The following is a 20,334-nucleotide window of genomic DNA, read 5'->3' as shown; positions in this document are numbered from 1 at the left end:
GTCGGCGCCGAACCCTATTTCAACCCGCCAGACCGGCGAAAGTTCATTGGGCAATCCCCAGTTTCTTCATCCGGTAGCGCAAAGTGCTGGGCTTCATGTCCAACTTAGCGGCGGCGCCGTTGGGGCCTTCGACCACCCAGCCGGTTTGCTCCAACGTGGCGACGATGTGTTCGCGGGTCACTTCGCTCAAGGTCGCCGGCGCGCCGAGCGGTTCGCTCGACACTTGCGGCAGCAACTCCGGCGCGATGTCCAACCAAGGCCCGTCGGCTAGAATGGTTGCCCGCTCGATGACGTTCTCCAACTCGCGGATATTGCCGGGCCACGGGTAGGCCAGCAAGCGCTGCAACGCGGGCGGTTGGATGCCGTCTATGCGCCTGCCCAACTTGGCGGCGAACTTGCCGGCCATGAAGGTCGCCAGGGCTGGAATGTCGCTAGCGCGCTCGCGCAACGGCGGAGTTTGCAGCGGAAACACGTTCAGCCGATAAAACAAATCTTCCCGAAACCGCTTTTCGGCAACTTCCCGGCGCAAATCGCGGTTGGTCGCCGCGATAATCCGCACGTCGACCTTGATCGGCTTCTGGCCGCCGACCCGTTCGAACTCGCGTTCCTGCAGTACCCGCAGCAGCTTAACCTGCGTTTCGGCGGAGATTTCGCCGATTTCGTCGAGAAACAAGCTGCCGCCGTCGGCCAACTCGAAACGGCCGACCCGCTTGTGCAAGGCGCCGGTAAAGGCGCCCTTTTCGTGGCCGAACAATTCGCTTTCGATCAGCCCGGCCGGCAAGGCCGCGCAATTGACCTTAATCAACGGTTGCTCCCGGCGCGGACTGGCCGAATGGATCGCGCGGGCGATCAATTCCTTGCCGGTGCCGGATTCGCCTTGAATCAGCACCGACGCGTCGGTCGCCGCCACCTTGCGTACTTGTTGCAGCAAGGCCCGCAGCGGCGGGCTGTCGCCGACGATCAGATCGAAATCGTGGTCGGCCTTGATCTCGTCCTGCAAATAACGGTTTTGCGCCTGCAATTTAGCCTGGCGCCGTTCCATCAGCACTTGCTCGGTAATATCGACGAACATAGTTCGAGTAAACAAGCCGCCGGCGTCCGGCCGCGACCACCATTGAATCCAGATCGGCCGGCCGTCGTCGTGGCGGCGCAGTTCCAACACCACACCAGCGCTATCGCCGCCCCGACCTATCCCGGCGAATGCTTCTTCAACCCGGCGCTGAGCCTCCGGCAAGGCCGGTACCAGGGAACGGCCGACGAAACCCGGCACCAACGCCGCCGGCACGCCGAGTATCCGCAGCGCGGTGCGGTTGGCGCGCAAAAAACGCGATTGCAGGTCTTCGTGCACGTAGGCAATCGGCGCCTCGTCGAACAAATCGCGAAAGCGCTGTTCGCTTTGCATTAGCTGTTCGGCCGCGCGCAACCTACTCAATTCGGCGGCGGCACGGGCCGCGAAAATTTGAAAGGTGTACAGCAGCCTGGGCTGCTCGGGCATGGCCCGACCATCGAACACCGCCAGATGGCCGAGAATTTCGCCGGAGGTCTGGTCGCGCAACGGCACGCCCAGATAACTTTCCACGTCCGGCTCGGCGGGAAAGCGCTCGGAAACGCCGGACGGATAATGGCACAAGCGGCCGCTCAACACGTCCTCGCACGGCGTGCCGGGCAAGTCCCACTCGACGTCCTCCAACCAAGCGGCGTCTTGCCAGAACGCCAAAGCCCGCACCCGCCGCCGGTCCGGTAAAAATTCCGCGACAAACGCCCCGGCCACGCCGGTGGCCCGGCTCAAATTGCGCACCAAAGACCGGAAAAACTCGCCGCCAGCCTGGTGGGCGGTCCCTTCGACAATGGCGCGCAGCACCTCCAGTTCTTCAAGGTCCGGCGTCGTAAGCGGTGGAATCTCGGTCATCGGCAATTTTTGTAACGGAAACAACGGCCCATGTTACGCCGCCGCGACGGAATCCGCCAAATCCGATGCCGGTTTGCTTGGGTTTAGACGTTGCCGGGCCCAGGCAAGCAGCGGCGAACCGGCAAGCACCCAAAGCGGATTTCGGCTGGCCGGGTTTGTGAGTATGGGTTAACGCCGATCGGATAGGCCGAGCCAATCGCCGTGCTCGGTCTTTAATGGCTGCGGTTGGATGGATAACCGCCGGATGTATTTAAGGTTGCGCGCCAGGGGCGGGTCTTGCATACAATTTGGGTAGCCTCAATGCAGCGTTAGCGGATTCGAGGGTGTGGCTAATTTGCCTTGTTAGATGTTTCCATAACTTGTTCATGAGCGTCTTTTGCTACCTCAAAGAAATGCCGATGTGATACCACCTCTATCGTGAATATATCTTAAGGATTGGCTCTAGGATCGGTAACTTGTATTGGAAACTCATTATTGAAAATGAAGTGTTCTGACGCTTTTTCAAATAGCTCATATTTCTGAAAATCCTTAATAACATAATCCGTATTTCGATACATCGCTGGGAGAAATTCATCACGCATTCGTACAATCTCCATGAATATCCCTTCTCACCATTGTGCGAAAAAATTCTCTTGAAACTGCCGAAAATCCATTAAGTGAACATTCGTAGCTTCTCGGGTTTCTTTTGCTCCTGATTGAAACCCAACTTTCGATATAACTATTCCATAGTGAGCACCGACATCGGAACAAATACTGCGAAAAGCATAAATAACGCTTTGATCGACAGGCTTATTCCAGTATTTACACTCGCACAGCACGACAGTGGGGATAGGGGTTCGGAGATCAGTAGCAAATACATCTATTTTTACATCGCCTCTGACAGTGCCAACTGAGTGATTCTGATGGCTTTCGTATCCCATCTCTAAAAATGCAGTATTCACCATATCTTCAAGTTGGTGCCAGTCTTCTGGTTCATGGTCAAAAATTCTATTCGACATGATATTTCTTTACATATAATGCGAGGCCGTAAGGCGTAATAACCAACGGGCATTGCGCCCTACGGGGGCTTTGTTCTCCCTGTGTTGTCCAACGTTCGAGGTGAAGCGGGACCGACGGTAAAGCGCCAGGCCCGGCGGAAGGATGATAAGCACAACCTGGAGCCGGGCCGTTGGGCCTCGCCTCGACCGAGGGGTTAGGCCTCACTATGCTTCCAGTTGAGGTAGCGACAGAGTCCCTCCAAGTCTGGGAACAAAGTACGTGCGCTGATTCCGTGGCGATCGAGGGACCCGAGTATCTCCTTGCGCTTTTGGCTCGGGATCCTGAACTCGTGCAAGCTCTCCTTTGTCTTTGGCATTCGTTCAAGCGGGACGAAGTAGGAGGACTTCGATGAATAGCGATGCAGGGTAAACCAACCCTGCTGTGCCGTAATTCTTGGATTGTTGAACCTTGGCTGAAATACCTTAGTCTCTCGCAGATTGGCGGCTTCTGAACTGTACGGATCTTCTTCAAGGTGATTGTCTGCCTCAAGCGCGTAGACAAACACATCCCCTTTGGCACGGTCGGCGCAGGCAAACCATAGAGCAACCAAAGGGTTGGTGGTCCAGTCCAGGAGTCGCGTTTCAAGTCCAAAGTGCTGCGCAAGAACAAGTAAGTCCAGAGCTGACTGCTCTGCAGCCGGGAGCAACGCCGCACCAAGCAACTTGAGTTGCCGGATCATCATCCTTTCACGGTCGAGAGGATTCTTCGTTGGATCATTGCGCGCAATGGATGGCAAGAGATTGCCTTCGACTGCTTGACCCCGAAACACCACGAGGTTCACAACCAGATCGAAGATTTCTGTGTGACCTATGAAGTCGGTGAATGACTTTATGGTGATCTGACGCATGGCGTGGTTTGTGAGGCCTAACTAGTAATTAAGTAGTTTCAGTATATCTATCGAAAATGATCTTCGATAAACCAACTCTTTGATCCCCGACAACTTTCTCTTCCATATATCACCCATAACCGCTAGCTTGCCCGATTGAGATCAAGAGCGTAAGGCGCAATAACCAACAGGCATTGCGCCTCATTACTTTTATTGTTCGAACTCATATAAATCGCCGTCGGTACCTGCCCAATTTAATGGATAAACGCCCAGTTTTACCCAGCGGTGAAAGATTGAATAGGGCCAATCTTTAACTTGTTTTACCCAGCCATGTTTCACCGGATTGAAGTGAATATAATTTAGATGTGCCTGAAAATCGGCTTCATCCCGTATCAGGTGTTCCCAATAGCGCCGCTGCCATATCCCGCGTTCGCCTCTGTTTATTCTCACCGCCGATCTCCGCTCGATTTTCGGCAAGGCTTTCGAAAATCCAATTTTTATTAAGCGTATCCGTGTAGCATAATCCGAATCGTTTGCCGGTAATTCTATAACGCAGTGCCTATGTTCAGGTAAAACGACCCAACCGTGAATTTCAAACGGATGGTTTGCTTTCACCGTCTTGACCGATTCTCGTAGCGTTTGAACATGGCGAACCGACAAATCGTTGTCTTTCCTTTGTAATAAGTTGATAGTAAAGAAATAGGTTCCACCAGGATGCCATATTCGACGGTAATCCATTTGTTTATTATCAATTCTGTGTATCAAATGCGGCGCAATGCCCGTTGGTTATTGCGCCCTACGCGGGTCGTTAGGCGTAACGGCATTGTGGCTAGCCGTTTACGTCCACGACCACACGTCCCCGAACCTCACCATTGAGAAGCTGCCCAGCGAAGGGCATCACTTCGCTTAGGCCGACTTCGTTGCTGATCGCGGTCAGCTTCGAGATATCGAGATCGCTCCCTAAGCGTCGCCACGCTTCCAGTCGCTCACGCCGGGGACACATCACGCTGTCTATGCCTGCCAGCGTCACGCCACGCAGGATGAATGGCGCGACGGTGGCCGGAAAATCCATGCCGCCCGCCAGCCCACAGGCCGTGACGACGCCTCGGTATTTGGTGGTCGCGCAGACGTTCGCGAGCGTGTGGCTGCCCACAACATCCACCGCACCGGCCCATCGCTCCTTGCCCAGGGGTTTGCCGGGTGCCGCGAACATCGCCCGGTCCAGCACCTCCACCGCGCCCAAGCTCTTGAGGTAATCCGCTTCCGATGGTCTGCCACTCACGGCGACGACATTGAAGCCAAGCCGACTCAGAATCGCCATGGCTATGCTCCCCACGCCGCCGGCCGCACCGGTCACGAGAATCTCTCCGTGCGCGGGCGTGACGCCGTGCCGCTCCAGCGTCAGCACGCAAAGCATCGCGGTGTAACCTGCGGTGCCGATGGCCATCGCCTGTTGCGGCGTGAACTGTTCCGGCAGCGGCACGAGCCAGTTGCCGTTCATGCGCGCCTTCTGCGCGAGGCCGCCCCAGTGCGTTTCGCCTACTCCCCAGCCATTCAGAATCACCGCCTCGCCGGTTTTGTAATCGGGATGAGTCGAGTGCTCCACCGTCCCGGCCAGATCAATGCCGGGCACCATCGGAAACTTGCGTACCACCGGCCCCTTGCCTGTGATGGCCAGCGCATCCTTGTAGTTGAGTGTCGAATGGCTCACCCGCACCGTCACATCGCCCTCGGGCAATCCTGCTTCGTCGAGGTCGGTCAGAGAGGCGCGGTAGCCTGCTTCGTCTTTTTCAATCAAGATGCCTTTGAACATGGGTTTTGTGTTTCTTTGTTAAATGCTGGATGAACCGCCAGCTAGCGACGCCTAACGCCCAGCTAAGGGGCGCGTAGCGAAGCGGAGCGTCACCTTGAGCGCCGGGTTAGCAATTTTTACGGTTCGCTGGTACATAAGAGTTGCTCGGTAATTTCACAGTGCAGAATCACATGATCAGGCGAATAGCCAATTCCGCCATCCGACCACTCCAGCTCCCTGCTGTCATACGAAACTTTAATTCCATAGGCATACAACGGGTCTCCTATCAGCCACGCAAAAAACTCTAGCTCACTTTCCCCATTAAAGTGAAAGAGGCCCTGTTCGTCAGTGATTGTTTCCTTGAACTGCTCACAATTTTCAGGAACAAGCCCTTTGGCACAAAATTGAATGCGTGTACCACTCAATGGCGATCCACGGGAGTTTAATGTGCCATTTAGCTCTGGTTTAAGCTGACGTATGTGCGGTAATGGCATGCAGCCCTCTAATAGAAATAGAGTAGTCAGGAATAAGAAAATTGAGCGCAACAACATGAGATTGCTAACTAGTAATTAGATGGTTCCGTATATCTACCGAAAATGATCTTCGACGGACCACCTCGTTGATTCGCTATGAATTTTCTCGTCCGCATATCACCTATAGCCGCTTGCTTGCCCGTTTACCATCAAAGCGCGGCCATTGAATCAGTTTAGCCGGCAGACCGCAATAAACTGCAATCCGCCATCTCGCGCAGCCTATTTGCCGGCATCGATGGCCTTTAGCGCGCGGCCGGCTTAACTGGCGCAATCAGCGCCGGAAAGCCGGCGGCTAAAACCCCGCCAGCACCGAATAAGCTCCCGACTAAGGTTTGGGTCAACCGAATTAATCGGGGCGATTTCAAACTCCCAGGCCAACGCCGACCGAAACGGTTGATCGTTATTCGACATGTCCTAATGCTAGCCAGGCTCTGAAAGCCGCAACGTCCAAAATCCGCGATGCGGCTACCGAAATCGCGCGGTAAAGTCCCCTAGCAATGCGGTAGCGCCCCCAAACCTTTCCGGCGCGCGTTTCCAACGCAGGGGGCAAAGCGCTGCAAGCCTCGGCCGGCGTGGCTTGCAGCAATTCGGGTTTCACGGAACGGCTGAAGCATGCGTTTCCAGAGCGGAAACACGACACGGAAGTCTGGAAACACGTCACGGAACTCTGGAAGCACGTCACGGAACGCTGGAAACACGACACGGAAGCGTGGAAGCACGTCACGGAACGCTGGAAACACGCGATTCCAAGACCGATGCGCGTCCATCGGTTTTCGGATGATTAACCCGGCGCTTAAATACCGTTCGCCCTGCGCAAAGCAAGCCCCCTTCGGGCGCATGGCGTTACCGTGAAACAGTCGCTGTTTGACGCGATTTTTAGTTTGTTTGCCCTGTTGTAAGCAGTTGATTGTTGTAAGCAGAAAAAGCTGTTTCATGAGAGCTTGTCGAAGGGTGCATCAGCGAACTTCGGCGAGCTCGGCCCGAACTGAATACTGCCCGCACAGCGCCGATTTCAAGCCCTCGGGCGGTCCGACCGGCTGCGATACGAGTCGGCGACCGCGGTCAGACCCGCTCGGCCCGCGATGACCGGCTGGTATCAGCCGTCGATAGGGCTTTGGCGGGCAATGGTTAGTTGCTGCTCTCGGGCGTGCTCGATGGCGGTCAACAATGCTTCGCGCCGCGAGGTGAGTTGCCGCATTTGCTGGGACAAGGAGGCGAATTCGGTTTGCAAGGCCTGTTCTTGACCAGCCATCGCCGCCAGCGCCTCGGCGGTGGATTCCAGCAACAACTCGCTTTGACTTTGGTAAGGCTTGTTGAAACGCGCTTGAAACGCCGCGCGCATGCGTATCGCCAACGCCTCGAAGCGTTCCTCGGTGAAGTCGTCGCGGCCTATCGTGGCGGATAGTTCCTGTTCGAGATCGATTACGTCGCTTGCGTGCGCCTGTCGGTAAGCGTCGCGCAATTGGCGAATCAGGCCGCGCAATTGATCCTCGGCGCCGCCGGTTTGCGCAACCAGCCGGGCGGCGTTGCTTTCCAAGCCGAACATCGGCTCGCGGTAACGGGCGGTGTACAGCGCTTCCAGGGTCGTTACTAATTCGATCAGGCGGGGAGCGGCGTGGTTTTCGGTTTCCAGCCAGCGAAAAAACAGTTGCTTGAAAGCTTGCGGAAACTCGCCGTGGCGCTCGACGAATTCGGCGATGCCGCGCAATAAGGCCGCTTCGGCCTGTTCGCGATCGCCAAGCTTGGGGTTGGCGGGTTCGGCGGACACCGCAAATCCGATCGCATCCGCCGGGACCTGGCTTTCCATCAAGGCCCCTCGCCAATAATCGCTTAACCCGGTTTGCGGCGACTCGCCGCCGATGCATTTGACGATGTTGTCGGCCAGCGCGGTCAGACAGCGGCTGGCCGGCGACTGGCTGATGAGTTCGACAATCGGCGATTGCAGCGTCACCGAACGCGGCAGGTTTTCGTCGCGCGCGACGTAGCCGCCATAGTCCGCCCGCAAGCTCAGGTATTTTTCGACCACGGCGGCGAAGCGCCGATAGGTTTCCATCGCGGCGGCGTAGTCGGCGGCTTGATTGACGATCACTTTCAACTGGCCTGGGTAATGCCTGGCGTTCAACAGTTTCAGCAGGGAAAAGGCATCGGTCAGCGAGGTCGGCTCGGCGGTGATCACCAAAAACGCCGTTGGGGCGGCCTCGACGAATTGCAAGACAGGTTCGGCGACGCCGGCGGCGGAATCGATCAGAATGTAGTCGTACCGGCTTTCCAGGGCCGTCAAGGCGTCCAACAGCCTGCGCGCTTCGCCGGCGCCGAGATTCGCGCAGGCGGCGATGCCGGACGCCCCCGGCACCACGGCGATGCCGCCGGCGGTCGTCACGACTACCTCGTTGATGGTTTTTTCGCCGCGCAGCACGTGTTCCAGCGTAAACTCGGGACGTAGGCCCAACAGAATATTGATGTTGGCAAGTCCGGTATCGGCATCGAATATGCAGACCTTGGCGCCGCGCGACGCCATCGCCGCCGCGATGTTGGCGGTCAAACACGTCTTGCCCACGCCGCCCTTACCGCTGGTAAACGTCATGACATGCGCCTGCCGCGCCGGCTCCGCGCGCGAGTATTCCACCATGGCTCACCCTTCCTTTCGTTGATAGAGATTAAACCGTTAAGCCCGATGAACATTATGCCTAAATCGGTCGGGCGATGCCGTTAAGTTTGACGCTTGCTAACGTCCCCAAGCGGCACGAACCATCCGCCCCGCGCAAGTTATCCTCCGGCTGATGAGCATACGAGTCGGCCCCGCGCGGACTATCCGTCGGCTGAGCACACGAGTCGGCCCCGCGCGGACTATCCGCCGGCTGAGCGGCACGAGTCGGCCCCGCACGGACTTTCCGTCGGCTGAGCACACGAGTCGGCCCCGCGCGGACTTTCCGTCGGCTGAGCACACGAGTCGGCCACACACCGACTATCCGCCGGCTGAGCGGAGCCGAAGCCGAAGCCCCTCTCAAACGGCAAAGCCGGCCGCTTCCAGTATAATAAGCGCCCCGCCACCGATACCTTAACCATGACTACGCCGCGTCTCGCCTGGGCCATTACCGGTTCCGGACATTACATAGAAGAATGCCTGGAGTTTATTTTGACGCTGGATCATGTCGATCTGTATCTGAGCCAGGCCGGCGAGGAAGTGCTGAAAATGTACGGCATCAAACTCGACGACATCCGCGCCCAAATGCCGGTGTACCGCGACAAGGCCGCCTCGGCGCCGCCGGTCGGTCTGTTTTACAAGGGCGATTACCATACTTTCGTGATGGCGCCGACCACGTCCAACACCGTCGCCAAATGCGTGCTCGGCATCGCCGATTCGCTGGCGACCAATTTGTACGCCCAGGCCGGCAAGTGCCGGATTCCGAGCATTATCTATCCCTGCGATACCGCACCGGAAATCGAAACCACCGCGCCCGGCCACAAGAAATTCATGGTCTATCCCAGGCCCATCGATTTGGAAGCCACCGACCGCTTGCGCCGCTTTCCCTACACCCAGGTCGTCGACGACGTGGAGCAATTGATCATCGCGGTCAAGGCCAGACTGGCGGCGCTATGAGCGAAAAAATTCTGTTCATCACCGGCAAATTGGCGGAAAAGCAAGTCCGCCAAGTACTGGAAGCGATGCAGCCGGAATTTCAGTACAAGGTACACGTGATGGGCGTGACGGTGGCCGCGCTGATTACCGTGGACATGATTATCCGCCGCTTGCCGGACGCGCTGGGCGCCGACCGGGTGATACTGCCCGGCCGCTGCCGGGGCGACTTGGCGGTGCTGAGCCAACACTTCGGCGTGCCGGTCGAGCGCGGCCCTGAGGAAATCAAGGATTTGCCGCAACATTTCGGCATGGCCGCCCACCATTACGATTTGAGCCAATACCGCACCAAGATCTTCGCCGAAATCGTCGATGCGCCGAACATCGGTATCGAGGCGATCTTGCAACGCGCCGCCTACTACGTCGCCAACGGCGCCGACGTAATCGACATCGGTTGCCTGCCCGGCACGCCGTTCCCGCATTTGCGCGAGACCATCCAGGCCTTGAAGCAGGCCGGCTACACGGTCAGCATCGATTCGCTGGAAGACGCCGATTTGCTGGCCGGCGCCGGGGCCGGCGCCGATTACATGCTGAGTTTGACCGAGCGCAGTTTGTGGATCGCCGACGAGGTGGCGGCCACGCCGATTTTGATTCCGCAAACCCACGGCGACCTGAGCACGTTGGACAAGGCCATCGAAACGCTGCTAGCCAAGGGCCGCGCCTTCATCGTCGATCCGATTCTGGATCCTATCCATTTCGGCTTTACCGAATCCGTGGTTCGCAATCACGCCTTCCGCCAACGCTATCCCGAGATGGAGATGATGATGGGCGTCGGCAATTTGACCGAACTGACTCACGCCGACACTTCCGGCATCAATGCGCTGTTGCTGGGCATTTGCTCGGAACTGGACATCGGCCACATCCTAGCCACCGAAGTCAGTAAGCACGCCTGCCGGGCGATCCGCGAGGCCGACCGGGCGCGGCGCATCATGTATGCCGCCAAGCAGCACAACACCCTGCCCAAGCACATTGCCCCCGACTTGCTGACCGTGCACGACACCGCGCCGTTTCTGAACAGCCGCGAGGAAATCGAGACGCTGGCCGGGCAAATCAAGGACCCGAGCTACCGGATTCAAGTCAGCGGCGACGGTTTGCACGTGTTCAATCGCGACGGCCTGCACACCGCGCTGGACCCGTTCGAGCTGTATCCGAAGCTCGGCGTGGAAGCCGACGGAGGTCACGCGTTTTATTTGGGTGTGGAACTGGCCCGCGCCGAAATCGCCTGGCAACTGGGCAAGCGCTTCACCCAAGACCAGCCGCTGAATTGGGGCTGCGCCGGCCGGGCGACCGAAACCACGGTCGATTTGCACACCTTTAAGCCGGCGGGAACGACGATGAAGCGGCACGAAGACTAAGCCGCCAACGCCCCGGCCAACGCCCGCGACGGGCGGGATTTGCCGTTTAAATTTGGCCGCCAATTTGTCCAGCGATTGCGCTTCCGAGGCCAATTCCCTGGCATTCACCTCGGTTCGCTCCACGGTAACCGGCAAGGCTTGCGCGTCATGCGATACCGATTCGACGCGACCGGCCATTTCCCCGGTTGCGCTGGCTTGTTCCTTCAGCGCCGTGTTGATGCTGTCGACGGACATCGCGACGTGGCTTTGAGATTCCACGATGTTCCGCACCGAATCGCCGGCGTTTTTCGACAGGCCACGTCGAAATCCACCCCTTTCACGCCGTTTTCATCGCGGTGACGGCCGCTTGAGAGACTCGCCGAATTTTCTCCATCATCTGCCTAATCTCGGTACTGGATGAGCCGGTGCGCTCGGCCAATATGCTGACTTCGGCGGACGTTGGCTACCCAAAATTGTTGACGTTCTTTTGCGGTCATACTTTTTTCCTATGGTCTTGCATTCGGGCGAAATTTTCACTGATTTTGGCGGTTGCCGGTGGGGCCTGAATGGCTAACGATTGAATGGCGCCATATTAGTAAACCGCTTGAGCAGTTGCGGCAGCTGGGACATATCATCGAATACCGGATTGCCCGCGGTCCGATACGAATCGGCCACGCCGGTTCGTATAAAATGCAGCGGCGTCATGCCTGCGGCTACCGCAGCCATTACCCCCACTTCGCTATCTTCAATCACTACGCACCGGCTCGGTTCAAAGCCCATTGCACTGGCGGCATATTCGAATAGCCCTGGATCGGGTTTCCACGAACCGATCTCATAGGAACTGAATAGATTGTCACCAAAATAGGCAGCAAGACCGCTGACTGCCAAGGCTTGACGGATTTTCGGAAGCGGCCCGCTGGAGGCAATGCATTTCGGCGAATTCAGGGTTGCGAGCATTTCCAAAACGCCCGGCATGGGCTTCAAATCACACGCGAAGAGTGCCGCAACCCGCTGGCGATAGCGCTGTTCAAACGAATCCGGCAGCTTTAGGCCAAGACGGTGTTCAAGGTCAATCAGAATCGAACTTAGTTTTTGGCCGCGATAGAGCTCGATCAAGGTCTCCAGCGGATCATCCAACTGCGGAAGCAGGTCGAGAAAGGCTTGATTGCACAGTCCTTCGCTGTCCACCAGTGTGCCGTCCAAATCGAAGATGACACAAATATTATTCATCTACCGCATTGCCTACGCTTCGATACGCCATAGCTGGCCGACTCCGGTCATTTGGTCTGAATTCCGATCTAACCGGTCACGGTTATCAGGTCATGCATTGGCTAACAACTCGCGCGGAAATTGCTCAAAACTCTCGATCACGGTCGAGACCCCTTGGCCGGCGAGAAGCTTGTTGTGCGTTTCAAGCGGACCAAGACCGACGATATGGCCGATGTTGGCGGCATGGGCGGATTGGAAACCGGAAATAGCGTCCTCGACAACGATGCAATCGTACGGCGGCAAACCAATATTGGTTGCCGCCTTGGCGTACATATCCGGCGCGGGTTTACCGGGAAGAGCCCCGTCGTCGAAGACAATCCGTGGCAGATCGAACCACTTATCCAGACCGAGGTGTTGGATGAAAAAATCCAGATTGGTTTTTTCGGAGGCTGTCGCGATGGTACGGGGTATACCTTTGCTAGAAACCAAGTCAAGCAGCGCTTCGGCACCGGGAGACAAAACAAACATCTCGGGATTTTTTAAACATAAATCCCGATACATTGACTCCTTGATTTGTATCGGCTCAAGCAGCTCTGCTTCTTGAAAGTTTCTGCCGCAGAGATAGCTCAAAATGTGACGATTGGTACGGCCATGCACATGGATTGAAAATTCGTCGTCGTTTAAAGGTGAGCCTCTAAGGCGTAGCGCCGTCGCTTGCCAGGCCTGAACGTGCAGCGGTGCATCCCAAAGCAAAACGCCGTTGAAATCAAAAATTATGCCTTTGTATTTCATCATGATTACGGGTAGCGATACAGATTGAGGCACCGTACGGTTGGGCTAAATGATGGCCTACGGCTTATCGCACCAACCCAATTTTTGGTAGGGGACATTGCCCTACTTGACGCCATTTTCAGAGCACCCCACCCAGCGATTCCTTGAGCGGTATGTCGGCGTTGCGTTTGTACCAGTCATTGAAACGCTGACGATAGGACTCAAACGGCTGATGCAGTTCTATACGCGGATCGTTGCTCAGAGCATAGGCCATGCCTTCGATTAGCCACGGCTCGCCGGTTAGCAGTGCCAGGCTGCCGAAGTGGTCGGCCTGCCAATGATGGATGAGCTCATGCGCCACGTAGTGTTGTTGCCAACCGCGCGGCGCGATGGCGATGGCGAAACTGCCCAAGGTGAATCCGGCCTGGTTCGATAGACCGAATGCAGACCGGCATGGCTCGGTGCGACAAAAGACGATCTTCGGCTCGCCGATAGACAAGCCCCATTGCGCGGCAAGATAAGTTTTCGAGTTGGAAAGTAGCGACTCCGCGGCCGTAAGCTGAGAAACATCGTCTATGCACAGGTTTTGTTCGTTGCAACGAACGCCGAATGCTTCCGGAATCAGCACCCGAACCGGTTTGAAAACAGCTAACGCCGAAATCGGCAACAGCAGCAGAATCGCCACAGCCCAACCAGTGAATTTCATCAACCTTCCTCCATGCCAGCTAACGCAAAGTACATGCGTGCCTCGTTATTGGTAACCGAATTTTGGCTCATTTTCCGACCGCCGACCGGAATAAGACCGTTATGCTGATAAAAATTGAAGTCCGCTCGAATTCCGGGAGCGGCGGCGTGCAAAGCTCGGAGCATGACCAACTCAACGGGCTGATTTAATCCAAGCATTCGAGCGGCCAGTCCGGATAATTTGTCAACGTCCAATGAAGCCGACGTTTGATCGATGCTCAGTTCTATTTCGGCGGCCATGGGTAAAAAACGGAGCGTCAAACAGACCGGTGAACCGTGCCACACGATGCCCTTACGTAATTGGTTAGCTTCGACGGTTTCGGCAACCGCCAAGGCATCACGGGCATGGAAAGACAAAATATCCTGTAACCGGTAATTCGTAGGTAGCGGCAATGTGCAAGACAATACGCCGGCATTCATGCTTCACTCTCCCGCCGCAACAACTCGGCTTTGCGCTCCACCCCCCAACGATAACTGGACAAACCGCCATCCGAGCGAACGACTCGGTGACACGGAATTGCGACGGCCAGATTATTGGCCGCACAGGCGCCGGCCACCGCGCGTACTGCCTTCGGTGCGCCTATGCGTTGAGCAATATCGGTGTAACTGACTTTCTCGCCCACCGGGATTTGCCGCAAAGCTTGCCAAACCCGCTGTTGAAATGCAGTACCTCGCATGTCCAGCGGTAAATCCAAGCCGATGGCAGGAGCTTCAACCAAACCGACCACTTTGGCAACCCATCGTTCGAATTCGTTGTCGCCGCCGATCAGTTCAGCCTGAGGGAAACGGTCTTGTAACTCTCGAGCCAGGCGGCCGGGATCATCGCCCAACGCAATGGCACAAATTCCGATTTCGCTGGCCGCCACCAGAATAGAACCCAATGAGCATTCGCCCAAGGCAAAGCGAATCCGGCTATTGGCACCGCCGGCACGGTAGTCGGATGGCGTCATACCCAATAGTTGCGGCGATTGCTCGTAAAAACGGCTGCTGGAATTGTAACCGGCATTATGGATGGCGGCGGTTACCGACTGACTATTCGCCAGTTGACTCCGAACCCGGTTACCGCGCTGAGCTGCCGCATAGGCTTTAGGTGTCAAGCCAGTGATGGCCTTAAAAATTCGATGAAAATGAAAGGTACTTAGTCCGGCGATAGCCGCCAACTCGGTAAGGCTAGGCTCGGTTTCGGCTGTTTCCAGCAAACGGCAGATTTCGGTCACTTTATCGGCGTGGCGTTCGCGCAAGGCAGGTTGATCCGGTTTACAACGCCGACAGGGGCGGAATCCAGCCGCTTCAGCTTCTTCTCGGCTGAGATAGAACTGCACATTTTCAGGTTTGGCGGTACGCGCCGGACAAGACGGTCGACAATAAATACCGGTAGTTTTGACCGAGTAGAAAAAGCGACCGTCGGCTGCCGGATCGCGGGCCAGCACGGCTCGCCAACGAGGATCGTTTTCTGTTGGCAAAGCGTCGGTTTCAATCGGCTTCGGCATGTCGGCTCCGGATTTCGTTCATTCACGCCGTTAATTTACCCAAATCACCGTGCTTGAACACTCCGAGTCTTGCTTTCAAATTCAAATTAGCTTGTTATCAAAACATCTGGAGCATTACTTAACCGTCTAAAGCGTTATAAACTTTTGAAGATAGGTGCCGTACAGCAGGTTTTCGCCCAGACGAAACCCAATCAGACCTCGCCATTGCTGGTTGCGACGAAATCCGGCCAAATGATAGCCGGCTTGAGCTTGCCGCTGCACTTGGGCCACAAATGCCACCGCATCCGGCAAATGGGGACGAAGTATGCTCATCAGTGGGTAAACCGCCACGATGTCATCGTTTTCAATAATCTCGTCTATAGATTGTATCATCGAGCTCCGCTTACTCGATTTCCGGCGGCGTTCTCGATGCAATCATCAACCGGTTCCAGGCGTTCATTTCGGCTACCGCAAGCGTCAGGTCGGATAATTCATGGTCACTGAATTGCGCTTTAGCCAGCTGATAGACGGATTCCGGTACCTCAGCGTCCCTTAACGCCGTGACGGCTTCCGCCCAAGCCAAAGCCGCTAATTCGCGTTCGGTAAACACATTGGCTTCCTTCCAGGCCGCCACCAGATGGACCTTGGTTATGGATATGCCGTTCTGTTGCGCCAATGGCGCATGCATATTGATGCAATACGCGCAGCCGTTGATTTGCGAGATGCGCAGCCGTATCAGTTCGAGCAAGCCGTGATCGAGCCCACAGCCCTGTACGTATTGATGCAAACCGTACATGGCCTGATAGCCGCTGGTTTGATAGCTGAAGCGTTGGGTCATGAGCTACTCCTAATACTGTCGGTCACGTGAAATTGGTGCTATTCTCGCCAATCGAATGGTTTAATAGAAATACCAATAAGTGAAAAAATAACCAGACCAATTTATCGAAATAGAATCGTGAGATTAGCGGAACAGATTGAACTTTCCATTGCAGCGAAACCGGTGCAATGCTCGATCAAAGACTGGATTTACAGCGAGATTCGCTTGGCTATTTTGAGTGGCCGTTTGAAACCTAACGTCAGACTGCCCACTACCCGCGATTTTGCCAAACACTACGGGGTTTCCCGCAGCATGGTGGTTTTGGGCTATGAACAATTATTGGCGGAAGGCTATATTGCATCCCGTACCGGCAAAGGTACGTTTGTCTCAGCCAAACTGCCGGATAGTTTGGATAGTGCACCCGCCCCACAAGACCGCGCCGCGGTTTCGGCAAAAGGCAGGCTATCGCAACTGGGTCAAGTACTGGCGGACAGCCCTTTTTTTACGGTGCCGCCGAATCCGCTCCCGTTCCTTTCAAACCCAATCAACCGGATTTCGAGCACTTTCCGTTGAACATCTGGAACCGTATCGCCTCCAAACGTGCGAATGCCTTGCGTCCGCGCAGAATGGGTTACGCTGATCCGACCGGCTATCATCCGTTACGCGCTTCGATTGCAGAACATTTACGATATACGCAGCGCATTAGCTGCACACCGGAGCAAGTGATCATCACCCACAGCGCCCAGCAAACCCTGGATTTGTGCGCACGCTTGCTGCTCGATCCCGGCGATACGGTATGGATGGAGGACCCCGGCTATCCCGGCGCGAAAACCTTGTTTGCGGCCGTCGGCGCACGGGTGCATGCCGTACCGATTGATTCGAACGGGATGGATATCGAAGCGGCAATTCAAAACGCCGCACACGCCAAACTGGCCTACGTGACTTCCGCCCACCAATCTCCAATTGGCCCAGCACTAAGCCTCGAACGCCGAATCGCGCTGCTAAAGTGGGCGGAACGCCATCAAACGACGATACTCGAAGACGATTACGACGGCGAATTCCGCTTCCACGGTACTCCGATGGCACCGGTCAAAAGTCTAGATGCCACTGACCGGGTAATCTATATGGGCACGTTCAGCAAACTGTTGTTTCCGAGTATCCGTTTAGCTTATGCAGTGGTACCGAAGTGGCTGCAAACACCGTTTGCGTCGGCGATGAGCCTGACCTGCCGCCATGTCGGGCTGGAAGCTCAAGCGGTGCTGAGCGAATTTATTGCCGAAGGCCACTACGCCAGACATTTGCGACGGATGAAGATGATCTACCAGGAACGCGCCGAAACGTTTATTACCGCCTGCGATAACCAGTTGAAAGGCCTGCTCGACGTTTGCCCGATTTCCACCGGACTCGATGCCTGCGCATACCTGCCGGAAGGGTTCGAAGACGTCGAGGTAACCGAGCGTTTAAAACAAGGCGGCATTGAAACACGGCCGCTATCGTTTTACGGCATCGAACGTAAGCCGCCCAGCGGTTTGGTTTTGGGTTTCTCGGCGTTCAGGCCGGAGCAAATTGTCAGTGGAGTCAGCCGGATAAGCGAAATTCTATGACATGCTTTGAAATTGACTGAATACTGAACTATTCGCCGAAGCAAAATTGGCTAAACCAATGCTTGCTTAAAATCACTAACAGCAGCGCCAATTACAAACTTGCCAAGGCCTATCGCGCAAGCTATCGCCGGTTAATTGCCGCGTCATGGCGACGAACGTCGTTGAACGCTACCCAGCACCAGGATGTTTCCGAACGTCCGCAAGCCTACTACCTCCAGCAGCGCCAGCCCGCTAGCATCGAACAGCCGCCGCCATTCCGCCAGCGTCCGTTCCCGACCGCGCGTGTTGACGAACATTTGCAGGTCGAACGCGGCCGTGGCGATGTCGGCGTGGCTGTCCGGCATCAGCATTTCCATCACGGCGATGGTCGCGTCACAGTCTGCGGCGGCGCTCGCCACGTTGGATAAAGCGGCGATGCAAGTGGCATCATCGAAGCCATGCAGCACGGCGCTCAACAGGTAAATGTCCTTGCCGCTTTGCGCCTTGGGCACGGATTGCAGCAGGTCGCAGGCTACGAAGCGCATGCGTTGCAGTGCGGCGCCCTCGCCCTGGTCTTTCCAGAACTGCGCCGCGCCTTGGATGACTTGTTCGCGGTCGGCCACCAGCGCCTTGAGATGCGGATGGCGCTTGAGGATGGCCAGCGATTTTGCGCCCTTGGAGCCGCCGACGTCGACGATGCGCTCGAAGCGCGACCAATCGAAATCGGTAACAAAGCTGTCGCCGGCCAAGGCTTCCACGCTATCCATCGCTTGCGCGAACAGCTTATCGAATTCGGGGTTGCCGTCCATATACGAGTAAAACGCCTGCCCGTGCGCCGATTCGAACGGCACGCCGCCGCTACGAACGCCCTGCTCCAATTGCTCGAACCACGGCCGGCCCATTTCCGGCGAGTTATGCATCAGCACCATCGCCCGAACGCTTTGGGGATGATCCGGGCACAGGCAGGACGAAAGCTGGTTGTTGCGGAAACGACGCGGCGAGACTTCCTCGAACACCCCCACCGCCGCCAGCATGCGCAGCAAGCGGTAGAGCGCATCGGCGTCGGCGGCAACGCGTTCGGCCAGGGTTTCGGCGCTTAATGCGCCATCGGCCAGCGCGCCGGCGATGTCCAGCCGCGCCGCGACATACAGCGCCCGCGATTGCCAGAAGGCCGAACCGATTTGGATCAAGCGGAACGGCGGCGGCACGATTTTGTTGGGCAGGTTTTGCAGCCAGGCGCCGAATCGGGCGAGTTTGGCGAAGCGGCGCACCGCGCCGGCGTTCTTTTGCAAGGTCATGTCAGGCTCCCGCTTGTGCGGCGACCATGCCCGCCGCCAACAGCTTGCCGTTGAAAGCGGCGAGTTCGTCGAGGAAGGCTTCGTCCATCTGCCCGCCCATCTGTTCCTCGAAGATGTCTTTCAGCAGCATCGGCATCATCGCAAGGCTGACGAAAGCCATCCGCGCCACGTCGGGATTGATCGCCCGATCGACCTGCCCGCTTGCCTTCAGCTGTTCCAGCCGCCTTGCACCGCCGCTGCGTCCGCGCTCCAACAATTGCAGGATAAAACGCCGACCCGGCCCGTGGTTGAGGGCCAGCACCTTGAGGATGAGCTTGGGAAACTCGGGATGCTTGCGCATGGTGTCGTAATACAGACGCAGATAGTCGGCGAAACCGCCGGCCTCGGACAGCGTATCGCTGTCGAGCATGTCCAAGAGAGGCTTGAGCGTCTCGCGGATCATTTCTTCGTAGAGGCCTTCCTTGTTGCCGAAGTAATAGCGGATCATCGAGATGTTGACGCCCGCCTGATCGGCGATGGCGCGGGTGGTAACCTTGTGGTATTCGTCGGCAAGAAAACAGTCCAGCGCCGCCTTGAGCAGACGCGCATAAACCGGGTCGCGAATATCGTTCATCGTAAATCTCCTGCAAACCATGACGGCGGCAGGTTAGCACCGGCGGCACAACCGCCCTAGCAGTTTTACCAATCAAGATGCGGGGTTTGATTGAACGGTAGCCGTTCGCAGTCAGCGCAGCAAGCGCACCCCGAGCAACATACAACCCACGGCAAAGGTGAAAATCCCAGCGATAGACACGTACACGGAAATCATAGGCCCCAGCGCATACACCACGGCGCCGACGAAGATCAATGCCGCTGCGGGCTTGGGATAGAGTGCCGAACGGTAGATAGCCAGGCAAAACAGCACGATGCCGATCAATATCGTCGCGGAAGCCGAGATTCTAAACACCAACACCGCCGGATCGTTTTTGATGACGGCGTCGCGTAACAGAAAGGCGGTTTGCGGATAGCGGGCGATGACGGGATAAAGAAACAGCTCCCAAGTCACCTTGCAGGCTTGCAACAAATAAGCCACCTCGACGAACAGAAAACCCACGGCACCCTGCATGCCGGCCGTGTCGCGCATCCTGGCATAAACCGCATAAAACCCCACCAACAAGGCTAACACGCCAGCGAAGGCGACCCCGGCCAAAGGCACCCAGCCAGGACTGCGCACGACCTCGGCATAGTCGAAAGTGCCCGTCCCTAACGGTAACAAGACCGGGAACAAACCCGCATAGGCGCTGAGCAACAATGAACCGGCAATGATGGCGATGCCGCCGAGTTTTTCGAAAACCTGCATATTCATTCACTCTTTTTCTGGTTGATTGTCGGCTA

At 56.6% G+C, this 20,334-nt stretch carries 22 protein-coding genes; 4 read left to right on the top strand and 18 right to left on the bottom strand.

Translation table 11 applies throughout. The annotated features are described in order from the left end of the window. Window positions 1-43: 43 nt before the first annotated feature. The 8 genes from ACP4CD_RS03535 to ACP4CD_RS03500 form a co-directional block, all read right to left on the bottom strand. Complete coding sequence (locus ACP4CD_RS03535; RefSeq protein WP_426993564.1) at window positions 44-1,909, bottom strand: sigma-54-dependent Fis family transcriptional regulator; 1,866 nt, start codon at window positions 1,907-1,909, stop codon at window positions 44-46. 608 nt (window positions 1,910-2,517) lie between these two features. Continuing rightward, complete coding sequence (locus tag ACP4CD_RS03530; RefSeq protein ID WP_426993563.1) at window positions 2,518-2,907, bottom strand: restriction endonuclease; 390 nt, start codon at window positions 2,905-2,907, stop codon at window positions 2,518-2,520. 194 nt (window positions 2,908-3,101) lie between these two features. Next, on the bottom strand, window positions 3,102-3,794 hold the full coding sequence (locus tag ACP4CD_RS03525; protein ID WP_426993561.1) for an FRG domain-containing protein: 693 nt from the start codon (window positions 3,792-3,794) through the stop codon (window positions 3,102-3,104). Window positions 3,795-3,983: 189 nt separating this feature from the next. Next, window positions 3,984-4,511: an REP-associated tyrosine transposase gene (locus tag ACP4CD_RS03520; protein ID WP_426993559.1), complete on the bottom strand. Its 528-nt coding sequence runs from the start codon at window positions 4,509-4,511 to the stop codon at window positions 3,984-3,986. 91 nt (window positions 4,512-4,602) lie between these two features. Next, on the bottom strand, window positions 4,603-5,586 hold the full coding sequence (locus ACP4CD_RS03515; protein WP_426993557.1) for an MDR family oxidoreductase: 984 nt from the start codon (window positions 5,584-5,586) through the stop codon (window positions 4,603-4,605). A gap of 116 nt (window positions 5,587-5,702) precedes the next feature. Next, a complete protein-coding gene (locus tag ACP4CD_RS03510; protein WP_426993556.1) occupies window positions 5,703-6,059 on the bottom strand; it encodes a hypothetical protein in 357 nt (118 codons plus the stop codon). 530 nt (window positions 6,060-6,589) lie between these two features. Next, complete coding sequence (locus ACP4CD_RS03505) at window positions 6,590-7,033, bottom strand: hypothetical protein (protein WP_426993555.1); 444 nt, start codon at window positions 7,031-7,033, stop codon at window positions 6,590-6,592. A gap of 161 nt (window positions 7,034-7,194) precedes the next feature. Then, entirely contained in the window at window positions 7,195-8,727 is a 1,533-nt protein-coding gene (locus ACP4CD_RS03500) for an AAA family ATPase (protein ID WP_426993553.1), read from the bottom strand. Between the two features lie 435 nt (window positions 8,728-9,162). On the opposite strand from ACP4CD_RS03500, the gene ACP4CD_RS03495 reads away from it, so the two are divergent. Both ACP4CD_RS03495 and ACP4CD_RS03490 read left to right on the top strand, forming a co-directional pair. Further along, complete coding sequence (locus ACP4CD_RS03495; protein ID WP_426993551.1) at window positions 9,163-9,699, top strand: flavoprotein; 537 nt, start codon at window positions 9,163-9,165, stop codon at window positions 9,697-9,699. Beyond that, window positions 9,696-11,090, top strand: coding sequence for a DUF6513 domain-containing protein (locus ACP4CD_RS03490; RefSeq protein WP_426993550.1), 1,395 nt, complete (start codon window positions 9,696-9,698; stop codon window positions 11,088-11,090). The genes ACP4CD_RS03495 and ACP4CD_RS03490 overlap by 4 nt, the downstream gene beginning before the upstream one ends. Window positions 11,091-11,639: 549 nt before the next feature. On the opposite strand, the gene ACP4CD_RS03485 is transcribed toward ACP4CD_RS03490, so the two are convergent. From ACP4CD_RS03485 to ACP4CD_RS03455, 7 genes are all read right to left on the bottom strand, one after another. Next, complete coding sequence (locus ACP4CD_RS03485) at window positions 11,640-12,299, bottom strand: HAD-IA family hydrolase (RefSeq protein ID WP_426993548.1); 660 nt, start codon at window positions 12,297-12,299, stop codon at window positions 11,640-11,642. Window positions 12,300-12,389: 90 nt separating this feature from the next. Next, window positions 12,390-13,073 (bottom strand): HAD family hydrolase, encoded by a 684-nt coding sequence (locus tag ACP4CD_RS03480; protein WP_426993546.1) that lies wholly within the window; start codon window positions 13,071-13,073, stop codon window positions 12,390-12,392. 115 nt (window positions 13,074-13,188) lie between these two features. Further along, entirely contained in the window at window positions 13,189-13,755 is a 567-nt protein-coding gene (locus tag ACP4CD_RS03475) for a hypothetical protein (protein WP_064030209.1), read from the bottom strand. Further along, window positions 13,755-14,126, bottom strand: coding sequence for a hypothetical protein (locus tag ACP4CD_RS03470; RefSeq protein ID WP_426993544.1), 372 nt, complete (start codon window positions 14,124-14,126; stop codon window positions 13,755-13,757). Before ACP4CD_RS03470 ends, ACP4CD_RS03475 begins: the two co-directional genes overlap by 1 nt. An 83-nt stretch (window positions 14,127-14,209) precedes the next feature. Further along, entirely contained in the window at window positions 14,210-15,283 is a 1,074-nt protein-coding gene (gene ada / locus ACP4CD_RS03465; RefSeq protein WP_426993543.1) for a bifunctional DNA-binding transcriptional regulator/O6-methylguanine-DNA methyltransferase Ada, read from the bottom strand. Window positions 15,284-15,409: 126 nt separating this feature from the next. Continuing rightward, a complete protein-coding gene (locus tag ACP4CD_RS03460; RefSeq protein WP_313730121.1) occupies window positions 15,410-15,655 on the bottom strand; it encodes a hypothetical protein in 246 nt (81 codons plus the stop codon). 10 nt (window positions 15,656-15,665) lie between these two features. Beyond that, window positions 15,666-16,100: a carboxymuconolactone decarboxylase family protein gene (locus ACP4CD_RS03455; RefSeq protein WP_313730120.1), complete on the bottom strand. Its 435-nt coding sequence runs from the start codon at window positions 16,098-16,100 to the stop codon at window positions 15,666-15,668. 117 nt (window positions 16,101-16,217) lie between these two features. On the opposite strand from ACP4CD_RS03455, the gene ACP4CD_RS03450 reads away from it, so the two are divergent. Both ACP4CD_RS03450 and ACP4CD_RS03445 read left to right on the top strand, forming a co-directional pair. Next, complete coding sequence (locus tag ACP4CD_RS03450) at window positions 16,218-16,652, top strand: GntR family transcriptional regulator (protein ID WP_426993541.1); 435 nt, start codon at window positions 16,218-16,220, stop codon at window positions 16,650-16,652. Then, window positions 16,649-17,683: a PLP-dependent aminotransferase family protein gene (locus ACP4CD_RS03445; RefSeq protein WP_426993539.1), complete on the top strand. Its 1,035-nt coding sequence runs from the start codon at window positions 16,649-16,651 to the stop codon at window positions 17,681-17,683. Before ACP4CD_RS03450 ends, ACP4CD_RS03445 begins: the two co-directional genes overlap by 4 nt. Window positions 17,684-17,826: 143 nt before the next feature. On the opposite strand, the gene ACP4CD_RS03440 is transcribed toward ACP4CD_RS03445, so the two are convergent. The 3 genes from ACP4CD_RS03440 to ACP4CD_RS03430 all read right to left on the bottom strand — a co-directional run bounded on the left by ACP4CD_RS03440 (window position 17,827) and on the right by ACP4CD_RS03430 (window position 20,305). Beyond that, complete coding sequence (locus tag ACP4CD_RS03440) at window positions 17,827-18,960, bottom strand: methyltransferase (protein WP_426993537.1); 1,134 nt, start codon at window positions 18,958-18,960, stop codon at window positions 17,827-17,829. Between the two features lies 1 nt (window position 18,961). Next, entirely contained in the window at window positions 18,962-19,573 is a 612-nt protein-coding gene (locus tag ACP4CD_RS03435) for a TetR/AcrR family transcriptional regulator (protein ID WP_426993535.1), read from the bottom strand. Window positions 19,574-19,684: 111 nt separating this feature from the next. Then, window positions 19,685-20,305, bottom strand: a complete 621-nt coding sequence (locus ACP4CD_RS03430; RefSeq protein WP_426993533.1) for a hypothetical protein — start codon at window positions 20,303-20,305, stop codon at window positions 19,685-19,687. Window positions 20,306-20,334: the final 29 nt, after the last annotated feature.

The sequence above is a fragment of the Methylomonas stagni genome (assembly GCF_050154735.1).
Lineage (GTDB): Bacteria > Pseudomonadota > Gammaproteobacteria > Methylococcales > Methylomonadaceae > Methylomonas > Methylomonas koyamae_A.
The sequence above is the reverse complement of the archived record's forward strand: the minus strand, read 5'-3'. Positions and strand labels throughout refer to the sequence as shown.

Coding starts and splice junctions, on each gene's coding strand:
- ACP4CD_RS03475 (WP_064030209.1), bottom strand. CDS start 13,755: ATGAAATTCACTGGTTGGGCTGTGGCGATTCTGCTGCTGTTGCCGATT.
- ACP4CD_RS03430 (WP_426993533.1), bottom strand. CDS start 20,305: ATGAATATGCAGGTTTTCGAAAAACTCGGCGGCATCGCCATCATTGCC.
- ACP4CD_RS03500 (WP_426993553.1), bottom strand. CDS start 8,727: ATGGTGGAATACTCGCGCGCGGAGCCGGCGCGGCAGGCGCATGTCATG.
- ada (WP_426993543.1), bottom strand. CDS start 15,283: ATGCCGAAGCCGATTGAAACCGACGCTTTGCCAACAGAAAACGATCCT.
- ACP4CD_RS03490 (WP_426993550.1), top strand. CDS start 9,696: ATGAGCGAAAAAATTCTGTTCATCACCGGCAAATTGGCGGAAAAGCAA.
- ACP4CD_RS03495 (WP_426993551.1), top strand. CDS start 9,163: ATGACTACGCCGCGTCTCGCCTGGGCCATTACCGGTTCCGGACATTAC.
- ACP4CD_RS03510 (WP_426993556.1), bottom strand. CDS start 6,059: ATGCCATTACCGCACATACGTCAGCTTAAACCAGAGCTAAATGGCACA.
- ACP4CD_RS03520 (WP_426993559.1), bottom strand. CDS start 4,511: ATGGATTACCGTCGAATATGGCATCCTGGTGGAACCTATTTCTTTACT.
- ACP4CD_RS03505 (WP_426993555.1), bottom strand. CDS start 7,033: ATGAAACAGCTTTTTCTGCTTACAACAATCAACTGCTTACAACAGGGC.
- ACP4CD_RS03485 (WP_426993548.1), bottom strand. CDS start 12,299: ATGAATAATATTTGTGTCATCTTCGATTTGGACGGCACACTGGTGGAC.
- ACP4CD_RS03535 (WP_426993564.1), bottom strand. CDS start 1,909: ATGACCGAGATTCCACCGCTTACGACGCCGGACCTTGAAGAACTGGAG.
- ACP4CD_RS03440 (WP_426993537.1), bottom strand. CDS start 18,960: ATGACCTTGCAAAAGAACGCCGGCGCGGTGCGCCGCTTCGCCAAACTC.
- ACP4CD_RS03455 (WP_313730120.1), bottom strand. CDS start 16,100: ATGACCCAACGCTTCAGCTATCAAACCAGCGGCTATCAGGCCATGTAC.
- ACP4CD_RS03525 (WP_426993561.1), bottom strand. CDS start 3,794: ATGCGTCAGATCACCATAAAGTCATTCACCGACTTCATAGGTCACACA.
- ACP4CD_RS03460 (WP_313730121.1), bottom strand. CDS start 15,655: ATGATACAATCTATAGACGAGATTATTGAAAACGATGACATCGTGGCG.
- ACP4CD_RS03480 (WP_426993546.1), bottom strand. CDS start 13,073: ATGATGAAATACAAAGGCATAATTTTTGATTTCAACGGCGTTTTGCTT.
- ACP4CD_RS03515 (WP_426993557.1), bottom strand. CDS start 5,586: ATGTTCAAAGGCATCTTGATTGAAAAAGACGAAGCAGGCTACCGCGCC.
- ACP4CD_RS03530 (WP_426993563.1), bottom strand. CDS start 2,907: ATGTCGAATAGAATTTTTGACCATGAACCAGAAGACTGGCACCAACTT.
- ACP4CD_RS03435 (WP_426993535.1), bottom strand. CDS start 19,573: ATGAACGATATTCGCGACCCGGTTTATGCGCGTCTGCTCAAGGCGGCG.